We start from the raw sequence: 25,055 nt of genomic DNA, 5'->3' as shown, positions 1-25,055 counted from the left end.
GATGTACGTTGAGCAGGAGCGTCCCACGGTGAAGATATTCTTCCATGAAGGGCCGCGCAGCGCCGCCCTGCTCCGCCAGATAGGCTTTGGCCTTGAAGAGGAGGGGATACCCTACGAGGCGGTCGCCGATTCTTCGGAAGATGAGGCCTGCGGCCTTGCCTGGAACGCGGCGCGCGCCTCGCAGATGGAGGTCGGCATCGGCATAGACGCCGGAACGGTGGCTCTGCACTATGCGAAACTTGACAGAGATAGGCCGCTCCTTAAGACCGCCGCCGCTTCCGACAGCGAAGAGATTCGTGTGATCGGAACAAACGCGGGACGGCTTGTGAAAAAGCTTCCGCTGAAAATTACGGAAAGCATTGTTGATAAGGTGGTGAAGTAATGGCACACCTGATGAGTTTAGGGCTGATCGAGACCGTAGGGTTAGTCGCCGCCGTTGAGGCCGCCGACGCCGCCGTGAAGTCCGCAAATGTTACCCTTGTAGGCTATGAACTTGCGAGGGGCAGCGGCATGGCGACCGTCAAGGTCGAGGGCGATGTCGGCGCGGTAAACGCCGCCGTCTCCGCCGCCAAAGCCGCGGCGGCCAAGGTCGGCAGGGTGGTCGGCACAAGGGTGATAGCGCGTCCGAGCTCATATCTGGAGACGATGGTGCGCAACGCCGATACAGTGGGCGCCGGTATCCCGGCGCAGGCGGAAGAGCCCGAGGCGGAATCCGCCGAGGAGCCGCCGGCAGCGCCGGAAGCATCCGCGGCCGAGGCCCCGAACGAAGAGAAAAAGGCCGCGCAGCCAAGAGGCAAACGGCAGAACAATATTAAAAAGCAGTAAAAGTGAACAGGAGGTTTTCTAAATGAGTGAAGCACTGGGAATGATCGAGACAAAGGGACTGGTCGGCGCCATCGAGGCGGCCGACGCGATGACAAAATCGGCGAACGTCGTGCTCATCGGATATGAAAAGATAGGTTCGGGACTTGTGACCGTCATGGTCCGCGGCGACGTGGGCGCTGTCAAGGCGGCGGTGGACGCGGGCGCCTGCGCGGCGGAGAAGGTCGGAGAGATTATCTCCCAGCACGTCATTCCGCGTCCTCATGCGGACGTCGAGAAGCTTCTTCCGAAGGCTCTTTAAGAAGATACCGTTATGGCAGCCGAGAGCGCGGAAAGCAGAGAAAATCTGATAAAACTGGTCACGCGGCTGGTTTTGGAGGAACTTGCAAAGGGGCCGGGAATACCCTTGGGCGTCTCAAACCGTCACATACATCTTGACCGCGGGGATATGGACGCCCTCTTCGGCAAAGGCTGCGAGCTGACGCATAAAAAGGATCTCGGACAGCCGGGGCAGTATGCCTCGGAGGAGACCGTAACCATCAAGGGTCCGAAGGGGCAGATCGGCAAAGTCCGCGTGCTCGGTCCTCTGCGCCCCGAGACGCAGGTTGAAATATCGCTTTCAGACGGTTTCACGCTGGGGCTCAGACCGCCGGTACGCGAATCAGGTAAAATCGCCGGTACGCCGGGGATCGAGATAATCGGCCCGCGCGGCTCCGTCATAAAAGATGGCAGCGTCATCGCCGCCCTGAGACATATCCATATGTCTGATAAAGAGGCCGCCGTTTACGGCTTTAAGGACAAAGAGATTGTGGACGTAGAGGTGGGTTCGCCGGAGCGTTCGGCGGTATTACACAACGTTCTGCTGCGCGTCAGCGACAAATACGCGCTGGAAATGCACATTGACACGGACGAGGCAAACGCCGTCGGCGCTAAAAACGGCGACCTTGTCAGGATAGTAGGACGGGCCAGGCAGTGATGGCGGCGGACCTCACAATTCCTAATAAGACGCTGCGCGAATTCGCGCGCCTTGTGGAAGAGGAAGCGGTAAATCCGTGGGAGGGTGAGCTCAAGGTCGGAGTGGACCTTGGCACGGCGAACATCCTTGTCTCCGTCACTGATTCCGCGGGTTGTCCGGTGGCCGGCGTCAGCACGCCGTCATGCGTAGTACGCGACGGCATCGTGGTTGATTACGTCGGAGCCATCCGTACCGTGCGCTCGATGAAGGCGAGGCTTGAGGAGAAGCTCGGAGTCCGGCTGACCAAAGCGGCCTGCGCGATCCCTCCCGGAATCTCACCGGGCAACACCAAGGCCATCGGCAACGTGGTGGAGGCGGCTGATTTCGAGCTTACGGCGATAATCGACGAACCGACGGCGGCCGCCACCGTGCTGGGAATAAAAGAGGGCGCGGTGGTGGACGTCGGCGGAGGCACGACTGGCATCAGCGTCATCCGTAACGGCGAGGTTGTGCTCACCGCCGACGAACCGACCGGCGGAACGCACATGACGCTGGTGCTCGCAGGCTTCCACCGGACGACGACCGAAGAGGCCGAATGCCTCAAGAGGGACCCCGCCCAGGAATCCAGCGTATTTCCGGTCATCAGGCCTGTCGTCGAAAAGATGGCCTCTATTGTGGCGGGAGCCATAAGGGGACATCAGGTGGAGACGATCTATGTCGTCGGCGGAGCCTGCTGTTTTAAGGAATTTGAAGGAATTTTTGAAAAACGGATCGGCATCCCCACGGTGAAACCGGCGGCCCCGCTGCTGGTGACGCCGCTCGGGATAGCGATGAACGCATAAAGGCGGGTGATACTGTGAGAGAAGAAAAACTGCTTGAAAACGCCGAAGAGGCTCTGGTCGCCGAGGTGGTGCGCCGGGTCGCGGAAAAGCTGATAAGCGTGCAGAAAAAGGCGCTTGTCGTATATACCGGTTCGCTGATCGGGTTCGTCCCCGCGCTCGTCAGCCTGCAGCAGCTTCAGCAGGCGGGTTTCACCTTTGACCTTTTTCTCTCAAAGAGCGCATCGAAGCTGCTTAATGTGGATACGCTGCGCACAGTTCTGGCCCCCGGCGTGTTTTACCAGGAGGAGCAGCTGGACCGCGCGCCCGAACTGCTGGCCGCGCCCTATTACACTGTGATCGTGCCTGCGCTGACGGTGAACACGGCGGCGAAGATCGCCGCCTGTATCGCCGACACGCCGGCCGCGCGGATAATATCGAATTCCATGATGCGCGGCAAAAACGTCGTCATCGCCAGGGACGGCTGTTGTCCGGAAAACGCCGAGCGGGCCGCGAAGGGCTATAACATGACGCCGGCCCTTAAAGCTAAGCTCTCGGCCAACCTCGAAACACTGAGGGATTTCGGCGCGGCGCTCTGCGGCTGCGATACGCTGGCATTCAAGACGATCAAGCTCATCGAACCGCAGTCACCGACGGCTCCGCGGGCGAGGGCGGCGGACTTTTCCAGCGCAAAAAGGGTGATCGGCAGAAGAGAGGTCGTCTCGCTTCCCGCCGGTTCGCTGCTGAGGGTCTCAAAAAATGCGCTTGTGACGCAGCTTGCCTATGACGCGGCCTACCAGCGCGGCGTCAGGATAGAAAAAGAGGTGTAGCCATGTATCTGGCAAGAGTTATCGGAACGGTCGTTTCCACCAGCAAAAACGCGGCTCTTATCGGGATGAAGCTGCTGATAGTTGAAAGGGTCAACGAATATCTCGAACGCGAAGGCAAATGCGAGGTGGCGGTAGACTCGGTCGGGGCCGGTACGGGCGAACTTGTGCTGGTCCTTGAGGGCAGCTCCGCGCGGCGAGTGTTCAGCGAAAGCGCCCCCGTGGATAAGGCCATCGTCGGTATCGTCGACACCGTAGAGGTGGGCTAAAGATGGCGAACCTTTACACCAAGACGGGCGATAAGGGAACGACGAGCCTCGTCGGCGGCAGCCGCGTCAGCAAGGCGGACGGCCGGGTAGAATGCTACGGGACGATTGACGAGGCCGGTTCGATGCTGGGGCTGGCCTATTCCCAGAGCAAACTTGATTACGTAAGAGAGACCGTACACGCGATACAGGGACGCCTCTTTGCGCTTGGCGCGGAACTTGCGAGCGATGAGAAGGGGTTTGAAAAACTCAGGGACCTGATCGGCGAGGCCGATATAAAGTTCCTTGAGAACGTCGTCGACAGATGTACGGAAGTTACCGGCGTACAGCGTTCTTTCGTTATTCCGGGAGTGAACCCCGCCTCGGCGGCCCTCCATGTGGCCCGCACCATCGTCAGACGCGCCGAACGCGCGATGACGAGGTGCAATGAAGAGCTGCAGCCGGGAAAGAGATTCTTCCGCGAGGAGATCATACGTTACGTAAACCGCCTCTCGGACGCCGTCTACGCGCTTGCGCGCTATGAAGAGACCGTCGCGGCGGAGTGCGAGCTTCGCGCGAAGGTGGAAAAAATGGTAAAAGAAGAGCTGCGGACGGCGGCGAATAATACCGACGCGCCCTTTACTCTGGAAAATATGAAGCGTATGGCCGCGGCGGCGGAAAAAAAGGCGAAGGAGATGGGGGTGCCCATCGTATTCGCCGCGGTGGATATGGGAGGCAATCCGGTGCTGCTGCACAGGATGGAAGACTCCCTGCTCGCCAGCATCGATATCGCGCTCAACAAGGCCTACACGGCGGCCTCCCTGAAAATGGCTACCCATGAGCTCGGCGAGGTATCGCAGCCCGGGAAGTTTCTCTACGGGGTGCAGAACACGAATCAAAACAGAATAGTCATCTTCGGCGGAGGGTTTCCTTATAAATACGACGGGCATGTCGTCGGGGCCATCGGAGTTTCAGGAGGCACCGTAGACGAAGATATGGAGATAGCGCTGAGCGCGATGAACTACAGAATTGGGGGTATTGACCAATGAACATAGACGCCGCTCTTATTGAGGGCATAGTAAAGGGAGTCATGCGGAAGATTGACGAAAGTGAGAATAACTCCGCCGGCAGCTGCGGAATATTCGCCGACATGAACGACGCCATCGAGGCGGCCGCGGCGGCGCAGCGCAGATACCTCGACTGCTCTATGGCCGACAGGGCACGTTTCGTCGAAGCCATACGCGGCACCGTGCTCAACGAAGAGAACCTTAAATTTATGTCGCTTTCCACGATAGAGGAGACGGGCATGGGAAATTACGAGCACAAGCTTGTCAAGAACCGCCTCGCGGCGACGAAGACGCCCGGTATCGAAGATCTCACGACGGACGCCATCACGGGTGACGACGGCCTGACGATCGTTGAGTATTCGCCCTTTGGCGTCATCGGTGCGATCACCCCGACGACCAACCCGACGGAGACGATCATCTGCAACTCTATCGGCATGCTCGCCGCCGGCAACACCGTCGTATTCAGCCCGCATCCAAGGGCGAAAAAGGTCTCGCTCTGGCTCGTAAGCGAGCTGAACAGGGCACTCGCCGCGGCCGGCGCGCCGGCGAACCTCATCGTCACCGTCTCCGAGCCCTCGATCGAGAACACTAACCTGATGATGGCCCATCCAAAGGTGAGGATGCTTGTCGCCACCGGCGGACCGGCGATCGTCAAGACCGTCCTCTCCAGCGGCAAAAAGGCGATCGGCGCGGGCGCGGGCAATCCCCCAGCGGTAGTCGACGAGAGCGCGAATATCGAAAAGGCGGCCAAGGACATCGTCGACGGCTGCTCGTTCGACAACAACCTTCCCTGCATCGCGGAGAAGGAGGTCATCGTCGTCGATTCGGCGGCCGATTACCTTATCTTCAATATGAAGAAAAACGGCGCCTTCGAGGTGAAGGACCCCGCGGTGATCGAGCGCCTGGTAGGGCTCGTCACGAAGGAGGGGAAATCTCCGAAGACGGAATTTGTCGGCAAGAGCGCGAAGTACATTCTCGAAAAGGCCGGCGTCGAAGCGCCGGAGGATACGCGGGTCATCATCATGGAGGCCAGGGAGGAGCATCCCTTCGTACAGGTCGAGCTGATGATGCCGATACTTCCCATCGTACGCGCGGACAATGTCAACGAGGCCATCGAGATGGCGGTGCGCGTCGAACACGGTAACCGTCATACGGCGATGATGCACTCGCGGAACGTCGACAGCCTTACAAAAATGGCCAAGCTCATCCAGACGACGATATTTGTCAAAAATGGCCCCTCGTATGCCGGGATCGGCGTCGGCGGCATGGGCCATACGACCTTCACGATCGCCGGACCAACGGGAGAGGGGCTTACCTCGGCTAAGACCTTCGCGCGCAGGAGAAGGTGCGTACTGGTCGGAGGCATGGACATCCGTTAGGATGAAATAGTTATGAACGATAAACTGATAAGTTCAGTTTTAGAGGCGGGGATAGTGGGAGCCGGCGGCGCCGGCTTTCCGACCCACGTTAAGCTGGGGGCCCAGGCCGGCACCGTAATCATCAACGGCGCGGAATGCGAGCCGCTGCTTCGCGTGGACCAGCAGCTGATGGAGAGGGAGGCGGCGGGACTGCTGACGGCCCTTGACCTCATCGTCGAGAGCTCGGGAGCCGCGCGCGGCGTCGTAGCCCTGAAGGAACACTACCACGGCGCGGCGGCGGCCCTCTCCCGTGAGCTTCCCAAACATCCGAAGCTCTCGCTCCACCTCCTAGGCGGCTTCTATCCTGCGGGCGACGAGCAGGTGATCGTCTACGAGGTGACGGGGAAGATCGTCCCAGAGGGAGGTATCCCTCTCAACGTCGGCGTCATCGTCGTCAACGTCGAGACGGCGCTCAACATCCTTGCCGCCTACGAAGACGGCACGCCGGTGACGGATAAATACCTCACGGTAACCGGCGCGGTGCGCAGTCCCAAGAGCGTGCGGGTGCCGCTTGGCATCACGGTGAGAGAGGCTGTCGAACTTGCGGGCGGCGCAACCGTATCCGACTACGTCGTGGTCAACGGCGGTCCGATGATGGGCGTGACCGTCTCTCCCAAGAGCTGGGTAACGAAGACTACTAAGGGGCTGATCGTCCTGCCTCTGGAACACAGCCTTCTGACGAGCCTGAAAAAGCCCCTAGACAAAAGCATCCGCGACGCGTCAATTGCCTGCATGCAGTGTTCCCTCTGCACTGAGGTCTGTCCCCGCCACCTTCTCGGACACCGCATCGAGCCGCACAAGATGATGCGTATCGCGGCCTACGGCAGCGTCTGCGACGAAAAGCAGAGCCCGATGAACGCCTACCTCTGCTGCGGCTGCCGCCTCTGTGAATACGCCTGCGTGATGGGGCTTCAGCCGTGGAAGTTCAACGCCTCCATCAAGAATATCCTCATGCGCAGCGGCGTGAAAAACAGCCTGCATCTGGCCCCCGAGCGGTGCGACAGCTTCCGGGAATATAAGCGCTATCCCGTCGGCAAACTCATCCGCCAGCTGGGCCTCTCTCAGTACGACAGGCCGGCGCCGATGAAATACGGCGATCACAGCTTCATCGAGGTAACGCTGCCGCTCCGGCAGGGCGCTGGCGCTCCCTCGGAGCCGGTGGTAAAGGTAAACGACCAGGTAACACGCGGCGGCCTCATTGCGCGGGCGCCGCAGGGTAAACTCGGCACCAATCTTCATGCGTCCATATCCGGCACGGTGAAAGCCGTTACGGAGATTTTTGTAACGATCCATACTGAGAACCAGCTATAACAAATATAGAGGAGGCAATAATATGGATATGTTTGCTTTAGTAGCGGCTTTTGGCGGTGGAGCTTTTGGGGCGCTGCTCGGCGCGCTTCCCGCGTTCATTATGACGGGATGTTTCGCTCTGGCCGGAGCTCTGGTGGCGGCCGGTGGCGGCGCTGATATCGGCGTAGGATTCATGGCGTTCGGTTCATTCATGGGACCGCACGTAGCGTTTGCCGGCGGCGTGGCGGCCGCGGCATATGCGGGCAGCAGGGGCAAGCTCAAGGCGGGCAACGACATTGTAACGGCGCTCAACGGACTTGGCGAGGCCGATGTGATCTGTGTGGGCGGCCTCTTTGGCGTCATCGGTTTCGTTATCTGTAATCTTCTGTTGATGACCCCCCTCGGACCTATCACGGATGCCGTCGCGATGACCGTCGCCATCTCAGGCTGCATAGCGCGCCTAGCTTTTGGTAAGACAGGGCTTACGGGAAAATATACAGGGAAAGAGCCGAGAGTATGGGTGACCGGCGGAAAAGGTTTCACCTATAACTTAATGCTGGGTGCGGTGGTAGGTATCGCAGTAAGCTTTGTGGCAGCCTCGATGATGAAAGCCGGTGTTCCCGCCGCGGCTCTCGGAGTATTCCCGGTAGTTTGTTTCGGATTTTCGGCTATATCGCTTATCTTTGCGCAGACTGGTTTCGCGATCCCCGCGACGCACCACATCACCCTACCCTCCGGTCTTGGTGCATTAGCGGGAATGGCGGCTTGGGGTCCCTGCGGAGCTATTCTCGGAGTGCTGATAGGCATCCTTAGCAGCCTTTGCGGAGACTTTGCGGCCAACGCCTTCAACAGCTACAATGACTCGCACATAGACCCGCCGGCGGTGACGATATTCATCATGACGATAGTGGTGAACCTCATCAGGCTTGCGGTAGTTCAGTAAAAACTTTAAGTTTAAGAAGGTCTTTAAATGATAAATTCAATTGGACTACTGGAGGTAAAGAGCATCCCCATCGGTATGCTGGCCACGGACGAGATGCTCAAAGCTGCCGACATAAAGGCACTTATCTCTACGCCGATATGCCCCGGCAAATATATGATCGCCGTATACGGAAATGTCGGCGCCGTAAAAAGTGCTATGGAGACCGGCGTCCAGTTGGCTGATTCTTCCATCGTTTCCAGCTATATAATAAACAACGTACATGAGTCGATTCCAGCGGCGGTCACCGGCACCTCCGAGGTAGATAAGATCCTCTCCGTCGGCGTTATAGAAACGATATCGGCCCTCACGGCCGTCATGGCAGGAGACATAGCGGCGAAGGCCTCGAATATAAGGCTCATGGAGATAAGGATAGCGAGAGGTCTGGGAGGCAAGGGATTCCTTGTCTTCACAGGCGAGCTCTCCGCGGTGAAGTCGGCGATGAATTCCTGCCTGAACCAGCTGAAGGAGAGCGGCGAGATCACCGGCAGCTGCGTCATCTCGTCGCCGCATCCGGAATTTGTGGATAAGCTGCTCTCGAATTGTTGAAAGGAGGCATGAAAATGGCCCAGGATTGCCCGCAGTGTCATTACACACCAGCGCCTAAGAAAAAAGAAGAAAAAGAAGAATGCCCGCAGTGCTTCTACGAGCCAAACGCGGAGGATAAGAAGATGGAGGAGGGCGCCGACTGTTCTCAGTGTTACTATGAGACGAAACCGGAGCCTGAACCCGAAGAGTGTCCCCAGTGCTTTTACGATGTGGCGGCCATCAAAGAGCAGGAGGCCGAAGCCGCGGCTGAGGAGGAAAGGGGCGGCAAGGTCGTCGTCTACACGATGCCCGAATGCGGATTCTGCCGTATGGTCATGGATTTCCTCAAGGCGCGCGGCATAGAATTTGAGGAGGTAAGCATCCCCTCAAGCAAAGAGGCCCAGCACTTCATGGAGTCGCACGGCTACATAAGCGCTCCGGTGACCGTCATCGGAGACAAGGAGATAATGGGAGCCGAGATATCGGAGATAAAGAAGGCTCTGGGACTTTAGCTGTAAGAGAAACGGAGTGTAAAAGATGGATCTGAGCGATTTTGGCAGAATAGATTCCGGCAAACTGCGCCTCGTTCAGGAGATGGTGCCGGGCAAGCAGGTGACGCTGGCCCACATCATCGCCAGCCCGGACGAGATCATCTACAAGAAGCTGGGACTTAACCCGGATCTTGACTACAGGCAGTCGGCCATCGCCATATTGAGCATGACCCCATCGGAAATTTCTGTTATTGCAGGCGACATCGCCATCAAGACATCCGCGATAGAGATTGGTTTCATCGACCGTTTCAGCGGAACCTGCATATTTACGGGAAAGATATCGAATGTGCAGTCGGCAGTGAACAGCATATTGACGTACCTTAAAAACAAGCTGGGCTTCACGATCTGCGAAATAACGCGCACATGAAAAAACTGATATTGATGGGGCGCAGCGAATGCGGTAAAACTACCTTAATACAGGCGCTCCGCGGCAATGTTATCAAGTATCATAAGACGCAGTATATCAACCACTATGACGTCGTCATCGACACTCCCGGCGAGTATGCCGAAAACAGCACGCTGTCAAAGGCGCTCGCCCTCTATACCTACGAGGCCGACGTCGTAGGGCTGCTGCTGAGCGCCACGGAAGAATATTCCCTCTATCCGCCCTGCGTGACGGCCTGCTGCAACCGTCCGGTCATCGGGATCGTCACGCAGACCGATCACGAGGGGGCCCATGTGGAACGGGCGCACAACTGGCTTGATCTGGCGGGATGCCGTCCGATCTTCCACGTCAGCTCCTACACCGGCGAGGGAATATGGCAGATACTCAACTACCTGAAAGAACCGGGCGACAAACTTCCGTGGGAGACGGAGGAGGAGGCCGAAAGGCCGCGGGCCGTAATCTCCGATAAATATGGGGATATAAAACAATAAAAGGTTAAAAGGAGAGACGTAAAAGATGGCAAACCGTATGGTCTGGAATGGAACGGCGTATTTTGGCGCGGGCGCGATCAAAAACATCCCTGAAGAGGTGGCGCGCCGCGGATTTAAAAAGGCGCTCATCGTAACTGATAAGGACCTTATCAAATTCGGTGTGGCGAAGAAGGTATTTGACGTTCTCGAAGAGGCTGGACTTGCCTACGCGGTGTTTGACAGCCTCAAGCAGAACCCGACGATCAAAAACGTGCAGGACTGCGTGGCCGCCTTTAAGGCCGCGGGGGCCGACTACATGATCGCCATTGGAGGCGGCTCCTCGATGGATACCGCAAAGGGGACGGGCATCATCATCAACAATCCAGAATATGCCGACGTTCGTTCGCTCGAAGGCGTCGCTCCGACGAAACACCCCGCGGTGCCGACCTTCGCGGTCCCGACGACCGCCGGTACCGCCGCGGAGACTACGATCAACTATGTCATCACCGACGAGGAAAAGCGGCGTAAGTTTGTCTGTGTCGATCCGCATGATATCCCGCAGATCGCGGTCGTGGACGCCGATATGATGAGCTCGATGCCGAAAGGCCTCGCCGCCGCCACGGGCATGGACGCCCTCACCCACGCGATAGAGGGATATATCACGCCAGGAGCGTGGGAACTTTCGGATATGTTCAGCCTTAAGTCGATCCAGCTTATCGCCGACAACCTGCGCGCCGCCGTCAACGACGACTGCTCTCAGGCCAAGGAGAACATGGCTCTCGGACAGTACGTGACTGGCATGGCTTATTCAAATGTCGGTCTAGGCCTGGTCCACGGCATGGCCCATCCGCTCGGAGCCTTCTACGACATGCCGCACGGTGTCGCGAACGCCCTGCTGCTGCCCTATATCATGGAATATAACGCCGACTATACCGGTGAGAAATACCGCGAGATCGCGAGAGTCTTCGGCGTCGAGGGAGTCGACAAGATGAGCCCCGCCGAGTATCGCAGGGCCGCCGTCGACGCGGTGCGCCAGCTCTCGAAAGACGTCCATATACCGCAGAAGCTCTCCGAGCTCAATGTGAAAGAGGCCGACCTCGAGGCGCTCACGGAATCGGCCTTCGCCGACGTCTGCACCCCCGGCAACCCGCGCAAGGCGACAAAGGAAGATATCCTCGCCCTCTACAAAGAGGCGTTCTAGTTTATAGCCAAACGGAGACCTGGCCACAGCGTTCCCTGGAGGCCCGGTCTCTTTCTATCTTCTCTTTTACTCTACGCGGACGCGGTTTTGCCGCTCACATAGACCTCCGCTACGATGCAGATGATTATGACGGCGGCGCCGGCCATCCCGACGAAGTCCAGCCTTTCGCCGAGCAGCATCCAGGCGGCGGCGGTCGTCATTATCGGCTGCATGGTCTGCAGCAGGGCGACGGCGGCGGATGAGGTGCGGCGCAGCGCGAGATTTTGCAGCATGAAGCCGAGACAGCTGCAGGTGACGGCCAGATATACGACCACCATCCACGCCGCCGGTTTGACGGCGGAGAGAGAGGCGCTCCGTTCAAAGATGACGGCGCAGACAAAGCTCATCAGCGCCGTAGCCGTTATCTGGACCAGCGTGACCGAGGCGGCGTCGATATTTGCGAGAGAGCGTTCGCTGTACGCCAGCGAAGCGGCCCAGCAGACGGTGGAGAGCAGGACGATCAGATCGCCGGCGTTCAGCCGCAGTTCGCCGCCGCTGCAGCAGAGCAGATAGATGCCGCCCAGCGCCCCGAGCTGTACCGGCAGGTGACGGATATCATAGCGGCGCTTTAAGATGGGTACGGCCATCAGCGGGGCGATCACCACCGGCAGCGACATGATAAAGCCGACGTTGGTCGCGCTGGTCATGTTAAGGGCGATATTATTGAGGATAAAGACCAGCGCCGCGCTGATTCCCGCGGGAAGATAGTCCGCCGCCCTCACGCCGCGCAGCCTCAAATAGGCCTCCTTACCGAAAAAGGCGGCGAAGAGCACGAAGGCGAGCGAGAAGCGCAGCGTAAGACACCACAGCGGCGTGATACTGTAATAGGCGATCTTTGTCAGCGGATTTCCAAAGCCGTAGATGACGCTCTGCAGCATTATAAATATAACAGGTAACAGCTTATCTCTTCTTACTGACGGCCGCATCGCTATCAGCCTCCGATTAAATGGCGTATCACATATGATGGATGAGATGGGTACCAGTTTATCGCAAGCGGCGGCAAAAGTACAATAATTTATCGGCCATTGGAGCTGCACCTGTTCTCGATCAGCTAAGCGGGCGAGGCATATCACATCTAGTTTTGATGAGCATTAAAAGAAATAAAAAATAATTATTATAAATTATTGACAAATCATCTCAATGATGATAAATTTAATTTAGTTAGTTGAGGCTAACATAAAATAAAAAATTCAGGAGGATCTAAAGATGTCTCTTATCGGAAAAGAAGTCAGTGACTTTACAGTAAACGCCTATCATGATTTTGAATTTAAGACGGTGTCAAAGGCCGACATCCTTGGCAAATGGTCGGTATTTTTCTTCTATCCGGCGGACTTTACCTTCGTATGCCCCACGGAGCTTAAGGACCTTGCCGACAAATACGAGGAGCTTAAAGAGGTAGGCTGCGAGGTCTATTCCGTCTCCTGCGATACCCATTTTGTCCACAAAGCGTGGCAGGACGCCTCAGAGACGATCAAAGCGATCAAATTCCCGATGCTTGCGGACCCCACCGGTAAACTCGCGCGCGATTTTGAGGTGATGATCGAGGACCAGGGGATCGCGGAGCGCGGAACATTCATTGTTAACCCCGAGGGCAGGATATGCGCCTACGAGGTGAACGCCGGCAACGTCGGACGCAACGCGGACGAACTCTTCAGAAAGATTTTGGCCCTTCAGTTTGTTGCCCAGTACGGCGACCGTGTCTGTCCGGCGAAGTGGACCCCAGGTAAAGAGACGCTGAAACCCGGTCTCGATCTTGTCGGAAAGATCTAGGTAAATCGGCGTTTATAAGCACGACTTGCGTCATAACTTCGGGCTCTGGCATCCTCACCGTATAAAGATACGGCTCCGGTTCCAGAGCCCAAAGTTATTTAGCAACTCGCACTTCTAAACGCCGATTTATCTTCGATAGGGGAAAGCGGTAAATAGCGATTTAGCTTCGACAGGGTAAACGATAAATTGCGATTTATTATGTCATGCCGGGCTTGACCCGGCATTCAGCGACTTCAGGTTTGTTTCACACAACCGCTTGTAAAGCAAAACCAACGCTCCTTGACTCCGGCTCGGAGGCCGGAGCGACGGAAGAGCATAACACAGAACCGCAATTCATTTCCTATTTTGCTGTTGACGCGTTTGCCTGTGTGTGGTAATTGAGGGCGCGGCGTGTTATAATCGCTATAAAATAGGAGTTATAATGTCCGCGATTTTTGTAAAAGGGGAGTGATAAATATGCGCAAGGATGCGAGAAAAGCCTTCACTCTTGTGGAAATGTTGATAGTGATAATCGTGATAGGTATACTTGCCGGCCTGATGATGATTTCAAGCGGCAGCGCCACCGATAAGGCGGAGGAGACCGCCTGTTTAAATAACAGAAAAATCTTGGAGCGCAGCTATAATATTTATAGAATATCCGAATCTTCATTAACTTTTACTGAAGTTTTGGAGAAAGTAAAGGCTGAACATCCTAAAATGGTGCTTGATTATGGCGATGATGATTTTGAAGTTTTCAGCGGAGTCTGCCCCGCTCATGGAAAATGCGCGATTACCCTTGTAGACCCCAATGTTGTGGTGGCTGAATGTATGATACATAATAATGGTTTTTCTGATTCTTTAACGAAAAAATTATATGGATTCTTAACCGGTAAAAAAAATTATGATGGATTAGCTAGAGATGTTAAAACGGTCGCCGACTATTTTAGTAAAGTAAATCCTGCGAATGGTACTTTAGATTCCACTGGGGAAAACTACGGTTCAAAAATGACAAAGCAGATAGGGGAAGATATCGGAATCGATTTATCTAACTATTCGTGGCAGATAAAAAAGAATGGTAATAATTATACTTTTTATTTCACAAAAGAAAAAATATCTAACAAGATAAATCAAACGGTAAATGTAACGAAATATGACCCTGTAACAAAAACTTTTGTTAATGGCACAGTAAAAATTATAAAGAATACAACGAGTGGTCAGTCGAATGCGATAATTGACGCTACCTCATTTAAGCAGCTTTCATAAGCTATATCCCGGTCAGTTGCTTTTTTATTTACTAAAAATATTTTTATAAAACCCCCGTTCTCACGCGCGCCCGCTTCTGCCGGGCGCGCGTTTCGTTTTTGTGTCTTTTTACATCAAATATGCTTAAATTTTATATAATTACGCTTAATTATACTGTTTTTGTTTGTTAGTAAATTTATATATAAAGCTAAGCATAAAAAATCTCAAAATATCTTGCTTAAATATTGACATATACTGCAAGCTACGATATCATGTCCGCGTTAAGAAGATAGTCCTTTGAAAAGGAGTGGTTATGATGGCAAAGGTAGAAGAGATATTCGGCACGATGGTATTTAACGACTTTACGATGAAGCAGCGCCTTCCGAAGGAGACCTTCAAGGCGTTCAAGAAGTCCGTCAGCGAGGGAAAGCCGGTCGCGCGTGATATCGCCAACGTCGTCGCCAACGCGATGAAGGACTGGGCGGTGGAGAAGGGCGCGACGCATTTCACCCACTGGTTCCAGCCGATGACGGGGATAACGGCGGAGAAGCACGACAGCTTCATTTCGCCGCTCGACAACGGCAGGGTGATAATGGAATTTTCCGGCAAGGAGCTGATAAAGGGTGAGCCGGACGCCTCCTCCTTTCCCTCCGGCGGCCTGCGCGCCACCTTTGAGGCGCGGGGCTATACCGCCTGGGACCCAACGTCATATGCCTTTATAAAGGAAAACACCCTCTGCATCCCCACCGTCTTCTGCTCTTACGGCGGCGAGGTGCTTGACAAGAAGACTCCGCTCCTGCGCTCGATGGACGTCATCAACGTTCAGGCACTGCGTATTTTGCGGCTCTTCGGCAACAACGACGTCACTCATGTCACCACGACGGTGGGGCCGGAACAGGAATATTTTCTCGTCGACAAAGAGCTTTACAAAAAACGTAAGGACCTGCGCTTTACGGGGCGCACGCTCTTCGGGGCTAAGCCGCCGAAGGGACAGGAGCTGGACGACCACTATTTCGGCGCGATACTCCCGCGCGTGACGGAGTTTATGGCCGATCTCGACGAGGAGCTCTGGAAGCTCGGCATCTTGGCGAAGACCGAGCACAACGAGGTCGCTCCCGCACAGCATGAGCTGGCGCCGATATTTACCAACACCAATATGAGCTGCGACCATAACCAGCTGACGATGGAGCTGATGAAAAAGGTCGCCGACCGCCATGGGCTCGTCTGCCTCCTGCATGAAAAGCCATTTGCCGAGGTCAACGGCTCCGGCAAGCATATCAACTGGTCGCTCGCGACGGACAACGGCCTTAATCTGCTTGATCCCGGCAGGACACCTTCGGAGAACGCCCAGTTCCTTCTCTTTCTCTGCGCGGTAATAAAGGGCGTGGACGAGTATCAAGATATGCTCCGCGCAGTCGTTGCGACGGCGGGCAACGACCACCGGCTCGGCGCTAACGAAGCGCCGCCGGCGGTCATCTCGATGTTTATCGGCGAGGAGCTGATGGATATTCTGGAGTCGATAGAGAAGGGTACCGTCTATAAGGACCGGGTCGCGAGCCATATGGAGATCGGCGTGGATACGCTGCCGCTCTTCCGCAGGGATACCACCGACCGCAACCGGACATCTCCCTTCGCCTTTACGGGCAATAAGTTTGAGTTTCGTATGCTAGGCTCAAGCCAGTCGATCGCGGGGCCGAACATTGTGCTCAATACGATTGTCGCCGAGGAACTCGAGCAGTTCGCCGACGTCCTGGAGGGGGCCGGTGATTTTAAAGAGACGCTCAACGGTCTTATCAGGAAGACGATATCCGAACATAAGCGCATCATTTTCAACGGCAACGGTTACGAGGATGCCTGGCTCGAGGAGGCGGCGCGCCGCGGCCTTTCCAACTACCGGACGACCCCCGACGCCATGCCGCACTATGTCGACGCGAAGAATATCGCGCTCTTTACCAAGCATAAGGTGTTCACGGAGGTTGAGATGCGCTCGCGCTGCGAGGTACATCTTGAGAACTACTGCAAGGTGATCAGGATAGAGGCGCTGACGATGGCCGAGATGGTGCGGAAGGATATCATCCCCGCCGCCTACACCTACCTCAAGCGTCTCAGCGAGACGGCGGTGGCGGTTAAGACGGCCTGCCCGGAGCTGGACTGCGCGATGGAGATCAATATGCTCAAGTACCTGCGCACGCTGACCGATTCGCTCTATGTGAATATCAACAGGCTTGAGGGAATCCTGACGGAGGCGGAAGAGTGCGGGAGCGCGGAGGATGCCGCCCTCTATTACCGTGACAAGGTCCTGCCGGTGATGGGCGAGCTGCGTTCCGCGGCGGATGAGATTGAACGCTTTGTCGGAGAAAAGTACTGGCCCTATCCGACATACGGCGAACTGCTTTACAGCGTATAAATTCCGCTGATTATAGACACAACTGCGCCGCCCCGGCAGCCGAATGTATCTTAGGTCTGGCCGGGGCGGCTTCGTGACGTCTGCGGTGTCTCTGACGGATAAACTGGGCGGATCGCGCGAAATCGAAGATTCGCCTCTCCGCCCGTTGCTACCGCTCAAAATAATTAAGGTGCCGGTTTATAAATTATCTTTCTCATCTTCGAAGGGGATTTTATGCTCCTCCGCGCATTCGTAGCAGATCACTACGCTGTTTCCGTTTTCGTCCTCGGCCTCGTGGAAGAGGTCGCAACACTCCTTCAGGGGCTTCTGGCATATTTCACATCTAAGCATTGCTGATTTCTCCTTTATCTCTTTCTTACCGAATATCCGAAACTTCCCACCTGGCGGCCAAGCGCGAAATACTTGCCGTGCGCCGTCGCCGCAAGGCCGGCCTTTTCCAAATGCAGCACGCCCTTCGCGTCCAGCAGCTTTTCATTGACGTTGACGGCGATTATTTTGGCGATGAACATCTCGTGGCTTCCCAACAGAATGCTCCTCTCGACGCGGCATTCGATGTTTACGGGGCTCTCATCTATCATCGGAGCGCTCACCGCGCTGGCTTTGACCGCAGTGAGTCCCGGCAGGGCGAATTTATTTGTGTCGCGGCCGGATTTCACGCCGCAGAAGTCGGCGTTCCATACGAGCCTGTCGGTGGTAAGGTTGATGACGAACTCTCCCGTCTCTTTGATCAGACCGTGCGAAAAGCGCTCGGGCCGCACGGAGATGTATGTCATCGGCGGCTCCGAGTTTACTATGCCCGTCCAGGCCACCGTGATGATATTCGCCCTTTCCATCGTACCGCAGGAGACCATCACCGGCGGCAGGGGATAGAGCATCGTCCCCGCCTTCCATGTTACTTTGCTCAAACTGTACACTCCCTTGTCGCGTAATATTTTTTATCCGTTAATATTATAGTGTCTTTCGCCCTTTTAGAGGTACAATACTAGCGGAATTTTATTGATGGGAATTTACGCATGAGATGAAAGATACTGCCTGGAAAATACTTATGAGCGGCGCCTTATTCCCGCTGTCAGTCCTCCTTTTATGGTGGTACGGGGCCTCAGCCGGCTGGTGGAACACCTTTTTGCTGCCCTCGCCGGGAGCGGTGTGGCGCGCCTTTACGACCGCCGCCGCAGACGGAACGCTGGCGGAGAATATGTGCGCCAGCCTCGGCCGTATCGCCGTCGGCTTCGGCCTCTCCGCGGCGCTTGCCATCTCGCTTGCGTTTTTGTGCGGCTCTTTTCCGCCGCTTCTCGCGCAGCTGGACCCGACCCTGGAGTTTTTGCGCCACATCCCGCCGATGGCGGTGATTCCGATGCTTATCCTCTGGTTCGGGATCGGGGAGAGCCCCAAGATCATCCTTATCATCCTTGCCACCTTCTTTCCCGTCTTTCTCAATACGCTGCAGGGCGTCAGGGGCTGCGATCCCGGGCTCATCGAGGTCGCGCGGGTCTTTGGCTACAGCCGTTGGGAGCGCTGCCGCCATGTGATCCTGCCGTCGGCGCTGCCGGCCATTCTTACCGGTCTGCAGCTGGGGCTCGGCTACAGCTGGCGTTCGCTTGTGGCGGCGGAACTTGTCGCAGCCTCTTCCGGGCTGGGATATATGATCCTTGACGCCGAGCAGCTTTCGCGCTCGGACGTCGTGCTGATGGGGATACTTGTGATCGGTGCGCTCGGAGCGGCGCTGGATTACCTCTTCGTAATTATTTCCAAGGCCGCGGGGAGAGTGCGCTGATGTCCTTCCTTTCGGTAGAAAACGTCTCAAAGTGCTACAGCATAGAGGGGCGGCGCGTGGAGGCGCTGCGGGAGGTCTCTCTAGAGATCGGGGAGAACGAGTTCGTCACCGTCGTCGGCAGGAGCGGCTCCGGCAAGACCACCCTGCTGCGAATCCTCGCCTCTCTTGAGCCTCCCACGGCGGGTTCCGTGAAATTCATGGGACGCTCCTGTTCGCAGGAAGAGCCGCTGCCCGCGGGAATGGTCTTTCAGGAGGCGCGGCTCATGCCGTGGCTTTCGGCGCTCGACAACATCCTTTTCGCCTATCCGCCGCGTGAACGGAACGAGGGGCTGAGAGAGAGGGCGCTTAAAATGATAGAGACTGTCGGACTAAAAGGCTACGAGAGGGCGCTGCCCGCCCAGCTCTCCGGCGGCATGGCGCAGCGCGTCGCCCTCGGACGCGCGCTTGTGAAGAACCCGCCCGTGATATTGCTCGACGAGCCTCTCGGAGCCCTTGACTATTTCACGCGCCGCACGATGCAGCGTGAGCTGATACGGTTATACCTTGAAGAAAAAAAGAGCTTTATAATGGTGACACACGACGTCGGCGAGGCACTGCGCCTCGGTACGCGGGTGATAGTTCTCGGAGAGGGACGCGTGGCGCGCGAACTTCCCGTAGATCTGCAGTATCCGCGGCCGCGAAGCACGCCTGCCTTTCAGGGACTCATAGACGAGGTTCTCGGGGCCATCGGCGACGGAGAATAAAAGGAGCGTATGTAAATGGCGATGACGGAGATATTCCCCAATTTTTACCGGATAAATCTGCCGATACCGCGCGGCGGTTTTGAATCATTTCTTGACGGCTGGCTTATCGAAGACAAGGCGGGCGGGCGGAGGATACTTGTGGAGACGGGACCGGCCTCTGCGGTTCCGGAGCTTCTGCGCCTGCTTGAGGCCAAAGGAAAAAATAAGATCGATTATCTGATATATACGCATATACATCTCGACCATTCTGGCGGCGCAGGGCAGTTTATCGCCGCGCACCCGGAGACCAAAGTTCTGGCTCCGGAAAAGGGGCGTCCGCACCTTGTCGACCCCTCTAAGCTGATCGCAGGAAGCCGGACCAGCCTTGGCAGCCTCTGCGACGTGTACGGCGCTCCCATACCGCTCCCGGCGGAGAACCTTATCGACGGCGGCATACCTAACCTTACCGTAATCGACACGCCAGGACACGCGCCGCATCACAGCTCCTACATCTATGAACTTGCCGGAAGGCGGATACTCTTTGCCGGCGAAGCTGCCGGCTGCTGGTTCAGGTGTGACGACGGCAGCTGCTTCATGCGCCCGGCGACACCGCATAAATTTTTCTATGACAGGGCCGTCGCCTCTCTCAACAGGCTGAGGGCGCTCGAAGATATAGACGTCGTCTGCTTCCCTCACTCGGGATATCTCGAAGACGCCAGCGAAGTTTTCGACAGGGCCGCGGAGCAGATGAAGCTTTGGCTCGCGGTGCTCTCGGCGCTTCCCGCCGGAACCTCGCCGGAGGATGCGGTCCTTGCGCTGCTGGCAAACGATCCGGTGCTCGCAAACCTTGAAAAGATGCCGGAGGCGGTACGAAAGAGGGAGGAATTCTTCATCGGTCAGTCGGTGAAGGGATATCTGGGCTGGATAGAAAGAGAAAGAAACGGCGTTTAGCGCCGCCAGTCCCGCTGTTCTCTCAGCGGCCGCCGCAGTAAAACTCGCAGCGGTCGCGGCCTTTATCCTTCGCCCTGTACATCGCAATATCGGCGTGATCATACAGCTCCTCAAACACAGCGCCGTCGTAAGGATAGAGGGCTATGCCGATGCTTACGGTGACATCCTCCATACCTGAGACCGCCTTTTGCAGCGTCTTAGCCTTGCTCTCCGCCTCGGTCCTGCCAGCGACGTTCCTGGCCAGGACGATAAACTCGTCGCCGCCGATCCGTCCCACAATATCGCCCTTTTCGACGCTGGATAAAATGTGTTCAGCCACTGAACGCAGAACCGTATCCCCCTTGAGATGTCCGAAGGTGTCGTTTACTTTTTTGAAATTGTCCAGGTCCATCATAAAAACGGCGTGGCATCTCTCTGGGTAGAGACGAATAGTTTCGGAGACCGCCCCGTAGAGCGCGCTTCTGTCAAGCAGCCCTGTCAGCGGATCTTTGGAATAGTTCTTCCCATCCGTCTTCATAAAGAGTGATGAGGTCTTTTTGCCTTTGCGCAGAAATAGAAGCAGGTAGACAATATAAAGAAGGACTGCGACGCCGGATACCTTCGCCAAAGACCTGTGAACGGCCTGTGCCGCGGTTCTCTTTGCCGCCGCCACGGATACGTGCATGTCGGCGTCATTATAGGATGGGCGCGGCGGCTGTGCCTGTACCGACAGAACGTCATCTTTCTTAGAGGGACAATAAAAGACAGAGCTGTACGAGAGCCCCGGTCCGGTCTCGTGGCGATATATCAGCGCCGCGGAGGATATAAAGACGCAGAGCGCGAAAAAAATATAGATATCCCGCGCGTTTGATTTGAACCAAACATTTTTACGCATCACCGCAGCCGGTTTTCCTGGATTATAAAATAGAGCTCTCCGCGCCCAATATTCAAAGCGTCTTCGAGAGCCGCGATCTTCTTTGTCGGCTGAAACTTCTCATGTTCCCAGGCCACGACAGTGGTGCGGTTGACGCCAACCAGCACTGCCAGGTCGTTCTGGGTGAGTTTTAGGGCGACCCTTTTCTTTCTGATTACTTTCCCAAACATTGATTGTCACCGCCATAATTAAATAAGTCCGCTATATAAGACTTATTATAAAAATATCTTTGAATATAGTCAAGTTTACACAACATATATGTAGGCCAAATCAATCTTGACCCATTCCTCTATTATTTGTAGTCTATACACAACATGGGGGATGCCGATGAATATTTCTGAGAAGATAAAAATGCTGCGTAAAGAGAAAAGGCTGACCCAGGCCATGTTGGCGGAATCTTTAAAGGTAGCCCGTTCGACGGTCATAGCCTGGGAGGGTAAGCGCTGCCTCCCCGAAGGCGAGAACTTGAAAAACATTGCGCGGGTTCTCGATACGACAGTTGCCTTCCTGCTGGAGGAGAACGAGGATACGGGGAGAGCGTTAGTCGTGAAAGGTCCGATAATGCCTATGTCTAACGAAGAACAGCATCTCAAAGAGACATCTCCGATAATTTTGAAGCTTTCGGAGGTCAGATATATGTTGGATTCTCTCTGTGGAAAGCCCGACATTGACGATATACATATCATTGATGAACTGCTGAATTCCTGCAAAAAAATATCTGCCAAGCTGCTTCTTGACGAAACAGCCGCAGGCCGCGATCTGTAAACATATAAACACAGTATGAAAAAGTCCTCTTTTCCGGAAAGAAAAGAGGGCTTTTATCCGTCGTTATCCTTATGAGCTTTTTTTCTTTAAAAATTTTAGTTTTTTCAGATCTGAGCGCAGGGCTGCCTTAACAAATTCTATCTTGGGTGCCTCTTCTGGATCGGAGCTTGATATTGAGAGAAAGTGGCAGATAAAAGCGGCCAAGACGCCGAGAAAGCCGCCGAGAAAAGTCGCGAGAATTACAATTTTTGCTCTCTTAGGGGATTCCTTGAGCTCAGGGTAGGTTGGTTCGCCAAGGGCCTGAAAGACCAGCGGATCGTTAAGTTCATTCATTCTGGCCGTTTCGTATTGGCGCAGCAATATTTGCCCGAGATTTTCCCTGAACTTGTATTCCCGTACCAGCGCGGCGTATTCCAGCGAGGCGACCGGCAGGTTCTTCAGGCCGACACCGGAAAGAGGAAAAGTTCCTACCTTAGCGTTGTCCGCTTCGAACTGCTTTTTTATCGCCGCATATTCCGCCTCAAGCTTTTTTATCTGCGGATTGGCCTCTTTTGCGAAAGAGCGCGCGGATCGCAGTTCTATCTCTTTGGCCACCATCTGTGCCTGCAATACCGCCAGCGCGGAGATGTCGCTGGGCGCGCCTCCCGTACCGATCATCCCCGTTCTCTTTTGGAATGATATAAGAGCGCCCTCCGCCTTTGAAAGTTCCCCGTTGTTCTCTTTCAGCTGAGATTCCAGAAATACCCTTTGCTGCGCCGACGGAGAGATGGCTACATCCTGCATGACGCAGAGCGTCTCCGCGAATATGGATTTTACAAGCTTTACAGCCATATCTGGAGAGGTGTCTTTCACCGAGAGGGTGATAATTCCACTCTTCTTGTCTGAAATCGCCTGTATGCTTTCAGAAAGCGATTTTCTTACCATCGTCCTCATCTTAGGTTTAGGTTTGCCTTTGGAGGACAATGCGCCGATCAGGCGAGTTATGCTGAAATTTTCACTTTCCCTTGTAAGGAGGCTGTTTTTATCGATGACCCTGTCCAGCACCAGCGGACTTTTGATGACGCCGACGACGGTGTCGCTCTGCGTCGTCAGCTGGCCGCCTAGCATGTCGCCCATGCCTGTAGCCGCGAGCATCGCCGCCGCTCCTGATTTCGCTCCGCTGTTTGGCGAGATGATCTGCATGGTACTTCGATAGATCGGCGTGGCCGTAAGCGCGTATATCACCGCGATAATGGCGAAGGCCGCGGTTATTTTTATAATGAGCCATCTTTGCTGTACAAGTATCACCAGCAGATCTAGCAGGGACAGTTCGTATTCATAATCGTCGTTTAAAGTCTTTGGGCTGTCCGTCATCGTCTTTCCTCCTCGTATAATAAGTTAGTTGTTCAAGAGCACGTTTCATAGTATTGTTCTTGTACAAAACATACAGACGCTGTGGGCTGGTATAACCTCCTACCGCATAGACGGTTTCCTAAAGGCTCCAGCCACAGCTTTTTACTTGACCGGTGATTAGTCAGATACCGCTTCGACGGTTTATATATAACGAGGATCCGTTGGTAAAAAGTATGTGGTTTCCCAGCGTGCTGTTTCTTTTTGAAAGTGGGGATGGTCTTGATTTATGTTGGTATTGATGTTGCCAAGGATAAGCATGACTGCTGCATTCTTGGCGATTCTGGCACGTGTCTGCGGGAGTCTTTCTCCTTTTCGAACGACAAGGAAGGTTTTTCAAAGCTCATTGCCGCCATTTCGGCTGTTTCCGGAAAGAGCGCAGACTCTTCTCAGATAAGGACAGGACTTGAAGCTACCGGACATTACAGCGCAAACCTTGTGGCTTTCCTCCGTTCCAGCGGATTTCAACCCGTGGTGTTCAACCCTTTGCGCGTGAAGCTTTATCGACAGGCAATTTCACTGCGCAGAACAAAAACAGACAAGGCCGACGCAAAATGTATCGCGGGGATACTGATGTCAGAAGTCTCAAGTCCTGTCACTGTATCTTACCAGATTCAGGAGCTAAAGTCTCTTACACGCCACAGGCACAGGCTAGTTGCCATTTGCAGCAGATCAAAGGTTTCCATGTCCAGAATGGTCGACTTGCTTTTTCCAGAACTGCCCTCTTTAGGGCTCAGAACGGGGCAGGCGTCTACACTGGCGCTTATGGCAGAACTGCCGGGGGCGGATATGATTGCCGCGTGTCGCATCGACCGGCTGACAAATATCCTGCGTTACGCATCAAAGGGCAGGTATGGGAGAGAAAAGGCTGAGGCAATAAAATCAATGGCGAAGAATTCTATTGCCAGAACAAGCAAGGCTCTTTCTTTAGAACTCTCTCAGGTCATTGAGCAGATACGTTTCTTTAAACGACAGATCGCGTTTTTGGACAGACAGATCGCGGCTATGGTCGCTGAAATAAATACGCCGCTGCTGACGATTCCTGGTATTGGCTTTCGTACCGCCGCCGTCATACTTGCGGAGATAGGCGATATACGACGCTTCAAAAAACCTGACCAGCTTCAGGCCTTCGCTGGACTTGACCCGTCCACATATCAATCCGGCAAGTTCAACGCGGCGAACACGCCTATGGTCAAACACGGTTCGACATATCTGCGCTGGTCTCTGATGCAGGCGGCAAGGCTCTGTTCTATCCACTGCCGTGACTTTCGAAACTATATGGAGCACAAGATTGCCCAGGGAAAACATTACTTTGTCGCTTTGGGACATCTTTCAAAAAAACTCATACGCGTTATATTCCACATGCTTTATACAAACGAGGTATTCGTTTCAATGGCTGCCTGATTTAGGATGCCATCACAAACTACTTCTCGTTTCTGACTTCTGGCTTGGGAAGAGGTCAATTTCTGTATGCTTTTGTCAAGGTACGATGTTTTCCTAGTTCTTTTACTCTTTTTTGTTACTTTCCTCTTGACTTCGTATAGTCAG

General features: G+C 55.0%; 30 protein-coding genes. 24 read left to right on the top strand and 6 right to left on the bottom strand.

Annotated elements, in window-relative coordinates:
* Window position 1: 1 nt before the first annotated feature.
* The 16 genes from BED41_RS08990 to fucO are packed head-to-tail and all read left to right on the top strand — an operon-like array spanning window position 2 to window position 11,556.
* On the top strand, window positions 2–382 hold the full coding sequence (locus BED41_RS08990; RefSeq protein ID WP_066745026.1) for a glycerol dehydratase reactivase beta/small subunit family protein: 381 nt from the start codon (window positions 2–4) through the stop codon (window positions 380–382).
* Window positions 382–825, top strand: a complete 444-nt coding sequence (locus tag BED41_RS17005) for a BMC domain-containing protein (RefSeq protein WP_084002371.1) — start codon at window positions 382–384, stop codon at window positions 823–825. The genes BED41_RS08990 and BED41_RS17005 overlap by 1 nt, the downstream gene beginning before the upstream one ends.
* 22 nt (window positions 826–847) lie before the next feature.
* The gene (locus BED41_RS08980; RefSeq protein ID WP_066745024.1) at window positions 848–1,123 is read left to right on the top strand and encodes a BMC domain-containing protein; all 276 of its coding nucleotides are present in this window, start codon (window positions 848–850) and stop codon (window positions 1,121–1,123) included.
* Between the two features lie 12 nt (window positions 1,124–1,135).
* Window positions 1,136–1,798 carry a phosphate propanoyltransferase gene (gene pduL, locus BED41_RS08975; protein ID WP_066745023.1) on the top strand — a complete coding sequence of 221 codons (663 nt, stop codon included), beginning with the start codon at window positions 1,136–1,138 and terminating at the stop codon, window positions 1,796–1,798.
* The gene (gene eutJ, locus BED41_RS08970; RefSeq protein ID WP_066745022.1) at window positions 1,798–2,619 is read left to right on the top strand and encodes an ethanolamine utilization protein EutJ; all 822 of its coding nucleotides are present in this window, start codon (window positions 1,798–1,800) and stop codon (window positions 2,617–2,619) included. Before pduL ends, eutJ begins: the two co-directional genes overlap by 1 nt.
* Window positions 2,620–2,633: 14 nt before the next feature.
* A complete protein-coding gene (locus BED41_RS08965) occupies window positions 2,634–3,425 on the top strand; it encodes a flavoprotein (RefSeq protein WP_066745021.1) in 792 nt (263 codons plus the stop codon).
* A gap of 2 nt (window positions 3,426–3,427) precedes the next feature.
* Window positions 3,428–3,691, top strand: a complete 264-nt coding sequence (locus tag BED41_RS08960; protein WP_066745020.1) for a EutN/CcmL family microcompartment protein — start codon at window positions 3,428–3,430, stop codon at window positions 3,689–3,691.
* Between the two features lie 2 nt (window positions 3,692–3,693).
* A complete protein-coding gene (locus tag BED41_RS08955) occupies window positions 3,694–4,716 on the top strand; it encodes a cob(I)yrinic acid a,c-diamide adenosyltransferase (protein ID WP_066745016.1) in 1,023 nt (340 codons plus the stop codon).
* Window positions 4,713–6,113 (top strand): aldehyde dehydrogenase family protein, encoded by a 1,401-nt coding sequence (locus BED41_RS08950; RefSeq protein WP_066745012.1) that lies wholly within the window; start codon window positions 4,713–4,715, stop codon window positions 6,111–6,113. The genes BED41_RS08955 and BED41_RS08950 overlap by 4 nt, the downstream gene beginning before the upstream one ends.
* 12 nt (window positions 6,114–6,125) lie before the next feature.
* Window positions 6,126–7,463 carry an SLBB domain-containing protein gene (locus tag BED41_RS08945; RefSeq protein ID WP_066745011.1) on the top strand — a complete coding sequence of 446 codons (1,338 nt, stop codon included), beginning with the start codon at window positions 6,126–6,128 and terminating at the stop codon, window positions 7,461–7,463.
* Window positions 7,464–7,485: 22 nt separating this feature from the next.
* Window positions 7,486–8,385 (top strand): DUF7973 family transport facilitator, encoded by a 900-nt coding sequence (locus tag BED41_RS08940; protein ID WP_066745010.1) that lies wholly within the window; start codon window positions 7,486–7,488, stop codon window positions 8,383–8,385.
* A 27-nt stretch (window positions 8,386–8,412) separates the two neighbouring features.
* On the top strand, window positions 8,413–8,970 hold the full coding sequence (locus BED41_RS08935) for a BMC domain-containing protein (protein ID WP_066745008.1): 558 nt from the start codon (window positions 8,413–8,415) through the stop codon (window positions 8,968–8,970).
* A 14-nt stretch (window positions 8,971–8,984) separates the two neighbouring features.
* The gene (locus BED41_RS16155; protein WP_168160251.1) at window positions 8,985–9,461 is read left to right on the top strand and encodes a glutaredoxin family protein; all 477 of its coding nucleotides are present in this window, start codon (window positions 8,985–8,987) and stop codon (window positions 9,459–9,461) included.
* A gap of 25 nt (window positions 9,462–9,486) precedes the next feature.
* Window positions 9,487–9,867 (top strand): BMC domain-containing protein, encoded by a 381-nt coding sequence (locus tag BED41_RS08925; RefSeq protein ID WP_066745006.1) that lies wholly within the window; start codon window positions 9,487–9,489, stop codon window positions 9,865–9,867.
* On the top strand, window positions 9,864–10,376 hold the full coding sequence (locus BED41_RS08920; protein ID WP_066745004.1) for a EutP/PduV family microcompartment system protein: 513 nt from the start codon (window positions 9,864–9,866) through the stop codon (window positions 10,374–10,376). Before BED41_RS08925 ends, BED41_RS08920 begins: the two co-directional genes overlap by 4 nt.
* Before the next feature lie 25 nt (window positions 10,377–10,401).
* Window positions 10,402–11,556, top strand: a complete 1,155-nt coding sequence (gene fucO, locus BED41_RS08915) for a lactaldehyde reductase (RefSeq protein WP_066745002.1) — start codon at window positions 10,402–10,404, stop codon at window positions 11,554–11,556.
* A gap of 71 nt (window positions 11,557–11,627) precedes the next feature.
* On the opposite strand, the gene BED41_RS08910 is transcribed toward fucO, so the two are convergent.
* Entirely contained in the window at window positions 11,628–12,521 is an 894-nt protein-coding gene (locus tag BED41_RS08910) for a DMT family transporter (RefSeq protein ID WP_066744996.1), read from the bottom strand.
* A gap of 280 nt (window positions 12,522–12,801) precedes the next feature.
* Here BED41_RS08910 and ahpC point away from each other — a divergent pair, with 280 nt between their 5' ends.
* The 3 genes from ahpC to BED41_RS08895 all read left to right on the top strand — a co-directional run bounded on the left by ahpC (window position 12,802) and on the right by BED41_RS08895 (window position 16,993).
* Entirely contained in the window at window positions 12,802–13,365 is a 564-nt protein-coding gene (gene ahpC / locus BED41_RS08905) for an alkyl hydroperoxide reductase subunit C (RefSeq protein ID WP_066744995.1), read from the top strand.
* A gap of 456 nt (window positions 13,366–13,821) precedes the next feature.
* Window positions 13,822–14,607: a prepilin-type N-terminal cleavage/methylation domain-containing protein gene (locus BED41_RS08900; RefSeq protein ID WP_066744993.1), complete on the top strand. Its 786-nt coding sequence runs from the start codon at window positions 13,822–13,824 to the stop codon at window positions 14,605–14,607.
* 292 nt (window positions 14,608–14,899) lie between these two features.
* Entirely contained in the window at window positions 14,900–16,993 is a 2,094-nt protein-coding gene (locus BED41_RS08895; RefSeq protein WP_229712275.1) for a glutamine synthetase III family protein, read from the top strand.
* A 177-nt stretch (window positions 16,994–17,170) separates the two neighbouring features.
* Here BED41_RS08895 and BED41_RS16460 read toward each other — a convergent pair whose 3' ends face one another.
* Window positions 17,171–17,323, bottom strand: coding sequence for a hypothetical protein (locus BED41_RS16460; RefSeq protein ID WP_157102313.1), 153 nt, complete (start codon window positions 17,321–17,323; stop codon window positions 17,171–17,173).
* A gap of 14 nt (window positions 17,324–17,337) precedes the next feature.
* Window positions 17,338–17,907 carry a flavin reductase family protein gene (locus BED41_RS08890; RefSeq protein ID WP_229712274.1) on the bottom strand — a complete coding sequence of 190 codons (570 nt, stop codon included), beginning with the start codon at window positions 17,905–17,907 and terminating at the stop codon, window positions 17,338–17,340.
* A gap of 104 nt (window positions 17,908–18,011) precedes the next feature.
* On the opposite strand from BED41_RS08890, the gene BED41_RS08885 reads away from it, so the two are divergent.
* The 3 genes from BED41_RS08885 to BED41_RS08875 are packed head-to-tail and all read left to right on the top strand — an operon-like array spanning window position 18,012 to window position 20,440.
* Window positions 18,012–18,767: an ABC transporter permease gene (locus tag BED41_RS08885; RefSeq protein WP_066744986.1), complete on the top strand. Its 756-nt coding sequence runs from the start codon at window positions 18,012–18,014 to the stop codon at window positions 18,765–18,767.
* Window positions 18,767–19,510, top strand: coding sequence for an ABC transporter ATP-binding protein (locus BED41_RS08880; RefSeq protein WP_066744985.1), 744 nt, complete (start codon window positions 18,767–18,769; stop codon window positions 19,508–19,510). The genes BED41_RS08885 and BED41_RS08880 overlap by 1 nt, the downstream gene beginning before the upstream one ends.
* A gap of 15 nt (window positions 19,511–19,525) precedes the next feature.
* Window positions 19,526–20,440 carry an MBL fold metallo-hydrolase gene (locus BED41_RS08875; RefSeq protein WP_066744984.1) on the top strand — a complete coding sequence of 305 codons (915 nt, stop codon included), beginning with the start codon at window positions 19,526–19,528 and terminating at the stop codon, window positions 20,438–20,440.
* Window positions 20,441–20,462: 22 nt separating this feature from the next.
* Here BED41_RS08875 and BED41_RS08870 read toward each other — a convergent pair whose 3' ends face one another.
* On the bottom strand, window positions 20,463–21,314 hold the full coding sequence (locus BED41_RS08870; RefSeq protein WP_066744982.1) for a GGDEF domain-containing protein: 852 nt from the start codon (window positions 21,312–21,314) through the stop codon (window positions 20,463–20,465).
* On the bottom strand, window positions 21,314–21,523 hold the full coding sequence (locus tag BED41_RS08865) for a helix-turn-helix transcriptional regulator (protein WP_066744980.1): 210 nt from the start codon (window positions 21,521–21,523) through the stop codon (window positions 21,314–21,316). Before BED41_RS08865 ends, BED41_RS08870 begins: the two co-directional genes overlap by 1 nt.
* A gap of 157 nt (window positions 21,524–21,680) precedes the next feature.
* On the opposite strand from BED41_RS08865, the gene BED41_RS08860 reads away from it, so the two are divergent.
* Window positions 21,681–22,118 (top strand): helix-turn-helix transcriptional regulator, encoded by a 438-nt coding sequence (locus BED41_RS08860; protein ID WP_066744978.1) that lies wholly within the window; start codon window positions 21,681–21,683, stop codon window positions 22,116–22,118.
* 69 nt (window positions 22,119–22,187) lie between these two features.
* Here the strand turns inward: BED41_RS08860 and BED41_RS08855 are convergent, their stop codons facing one another.
* Window positions 22,188–23,471, bottom strand: coding sequence for a GumC family protein (locus tag BED41_RS08855; protein WP_066744976.1), 1,284 nt, complete (start codon window positions 23,469–23,471; stop codon window positions 22,188–22,190).
* 252 nt (window positions 23,472–23,723) lie between these two features.
* Between BED41_RS08855 and BED41_RS08850 the strand changes: the two genes are divergently transcribed.
* On the top strand, window positions 23,724–24,911 hold the full coding sequence (locus BED41_RS08850) for an IS110 family RNA-guided transposase (protein WP_229712273.1): 1,188 nt from the start codon (window positions 23,724–23,726) through the stop codon (window positions 24,909–24,911).
* Window positions 24,912–25,055: the final 144 nt, after the last annotated feature.

Origin of the sequence: Cloacibacillus porcorum (genome assembly GCF_001701045.1) — a bacterium.
In the GTDB taxonomy this organism is placed as follows: Bacteria; Synergistota; Synergistia; order Synergistales; family Synergistaceae; genus Cloacibacillus; species Cloacibacillus porcorum.
Note: the sequence above shows the minus strand (reverse complement) of the source record. Positions and strands in the feature narration are given on the sequence as shown.

Excerpts from the sequence above, each read along its gene's own strand:
- BED41_RS08990 (WP_066745026.1), top strand. The coding sequence starts at position 2 with ATGTACGTTGAGCAGGAGCGTCCCACGGTGAAGATATTCTTCCATGAA.
- BED41_RS17005 (WP_084002371.1), top strand. The coding sequence starts at position 382 with ATGGCACACCTGATGAGTTTAGGGCTGATCGAGACCGTAGGGTTAGTC.
- BED41_RS08980 (WP_066745024.1), top strand. The coding sequence starts at position 848 with ATGAGTGAAGCACTGGGAATGATCGAGACAAAGGGACTGGTCGGCGCC.
- pduL (WP_066745023.1), top strand. The coding sequence starts at position 1,136 with ATGGCAGCCGAGAGCGCGGAAAGCAGAGAAAATCTGATAAAACTGGTC.
- eutJ (WP_066745022.1), top strand. The coding sequence starts at position 1,798 with ATGGCGGCGGACCTCACAATTCCTAATAAGACGCTGCGCGAATTCGCG.
- BED41_RS08960 (WP_066745020.1), top strand. The coding sequence starts at position 3,428 with ATGTATCTGGCAAGAGTTATCGGAACGGTCGTTTCCACCAGCAAAAAC.
- BED41_RS08955 (WP_066745016.1), top strand. The coding sequence starts at position 3,694 with ATGGCGAACCTTTACACCAAGACGGGCGATAAGGGAACGACGAGCCTC.
- BED41_RS08950 (WP_066745012.1), top strand. The coding sequence starts at position 4,713 with ATGAACATAGACGCCGCTCTTATTGAGGGCATAGTAAAGGGAGTCATG.
- BED41_RS08945 (WP_066745011.1), top strand. The coding sequence starts at position 6,126 with ATGAACGATAAACTGATAAGTTCAGTTTTAGAGGCGGGGATAGTGGGA.
- BED41_RS08940 (WP_066745010.1), top strand. The coding sequence starts at position 7,486 with ATGGATATGTTTGCTTTAGTAGCGGCTTTTGGCGGTGGAGCTTTTGGG.
- BED41_RS08935 (WP_066745008.1), top strand. The coding sequence starts at position 8,413 with ATGATAAATTCAATTGGACTACTGGAGGTAAAGAGCATCCCCATCGGT.
- BED41_RS16155 (WP_168160251.1), top strand. The coding sequence starts at position 8,985 with ATGGCCCAGGATTGCCCGCAGTGTCATTACACACCAGCGCCTAAGAAA.
- BED41_RS08925 (WP_066745006.1), top strand. The coding sequence starts at position 9,487 with ATGGATCTGAGCGATTTTGGCAGAATAGATTCCGGCAAACTGCGCCTC.
- BED41_RS08920 (WP_066745004.1), top strand. The coding sequence starts at position 9,864 with ATGAAAAAACTGATATTGATGGGGCGCAGCGAATGCGGTAAAACTACC.
- fucO (WP_066745002.1), top strand. The coding sequence starts at position 10,402 with ATGGCAAACCGTATGGTCTGGAATGGAACGGCGTATTTTGGCGCGGGC.
- BED41_RS08910 (WP_066744996.1), bottom strand. The coding sequence starts at position 12,521 with ATGCGGCCGTCAGTAAGAAGAGATAAGCTGTTACCTGTTATATTTATA.
- ahpC (WP_066744995.1), top strand. The coding sequence starts at position 12,802 with ATGTCTCTTATCGGAAAAGAAGTCAGTGACTTTACAGTAAACGCCTAT.
- BED41_RS08900 (WP_066744993.1), top strand. The coding sequence starts at position 13,822 with ATGCGCAAGGATGCGAGAAAAGCCTTCACTCTTGTGGAAATGTTGATA.
- BED41_RS08895 (WP_229712275.1), top strand. The coding sequence starts at position 14,900 with ATGATGGCAAAGGTAGAAGAGATATTCGGCACGATGGTATTTAACGAC.
- BED41_RS16460 (WP_157102313.1), bottom strand. The coding sequence starts at position 17,323 with ATGCTTAGATGTGAAATATGCCAGAAGCCCCTGAAGGAGTGTTGCGAC.
- BED41_RS08885 (WP_066744986.1), top strand. The coding sequence starts at position 18,012 with ATGAAAGATACTGCCTGGAAAATACTTATGAGCGGCGCCTTATTCCCG.
- BED41_RS08880 (WP_066744985.1), top strand. The coding sequence starts at position 18,767 with ATGTCCTTCCTTTCGGTAGAAAACGTCTCAAAGTGCTACAGCATAGAG.
- BED41_RS08875 (WP_066744984.1), top strand. The coding sequence starts at position 19,526 with ATGGCGATGACGGAGATATTCCCCAATTTTTACCGGATAAATCTGCCG.
- BED41_RS08870 (WP_066744982.1), bottom strand. The coding sequence starts at position 21,314 with ATGCGTAAAAATGTTTGGTTCAAATCAAACGCGCGGGATATCTATATT.
- BED41_RS08865 (WP_066744980.1), bottom strand. The coding sequence starts at position 21,523 with ATGTTTGGGAAAGTAATCAGAAAGAAAAGGGTCGCCCTAAAACTCACC.
- BED41_RS08860 (WP_066744978.1), top strand. The coding sequence starts at position 21,681 with ATGAATATTTCTGAGAAGATAAAAATGCTGCGTAAAGAGAAAAGGCTG.
- BED41_RS08855 (WP_066744976.1), bottom strand. The coding sequence starts at position 23,471 with ATGACGGACAGCCCAAAGACTTTAAACGACGATTATGAATACGAACTG.
- BED41_RS08850 (WP_229712273.1), top strand. The coding sequence starts at position 23,724 with ATGGTCTTGATTTATGTTGGTATTGATGTTGCCAAGGATAAGCATGAC.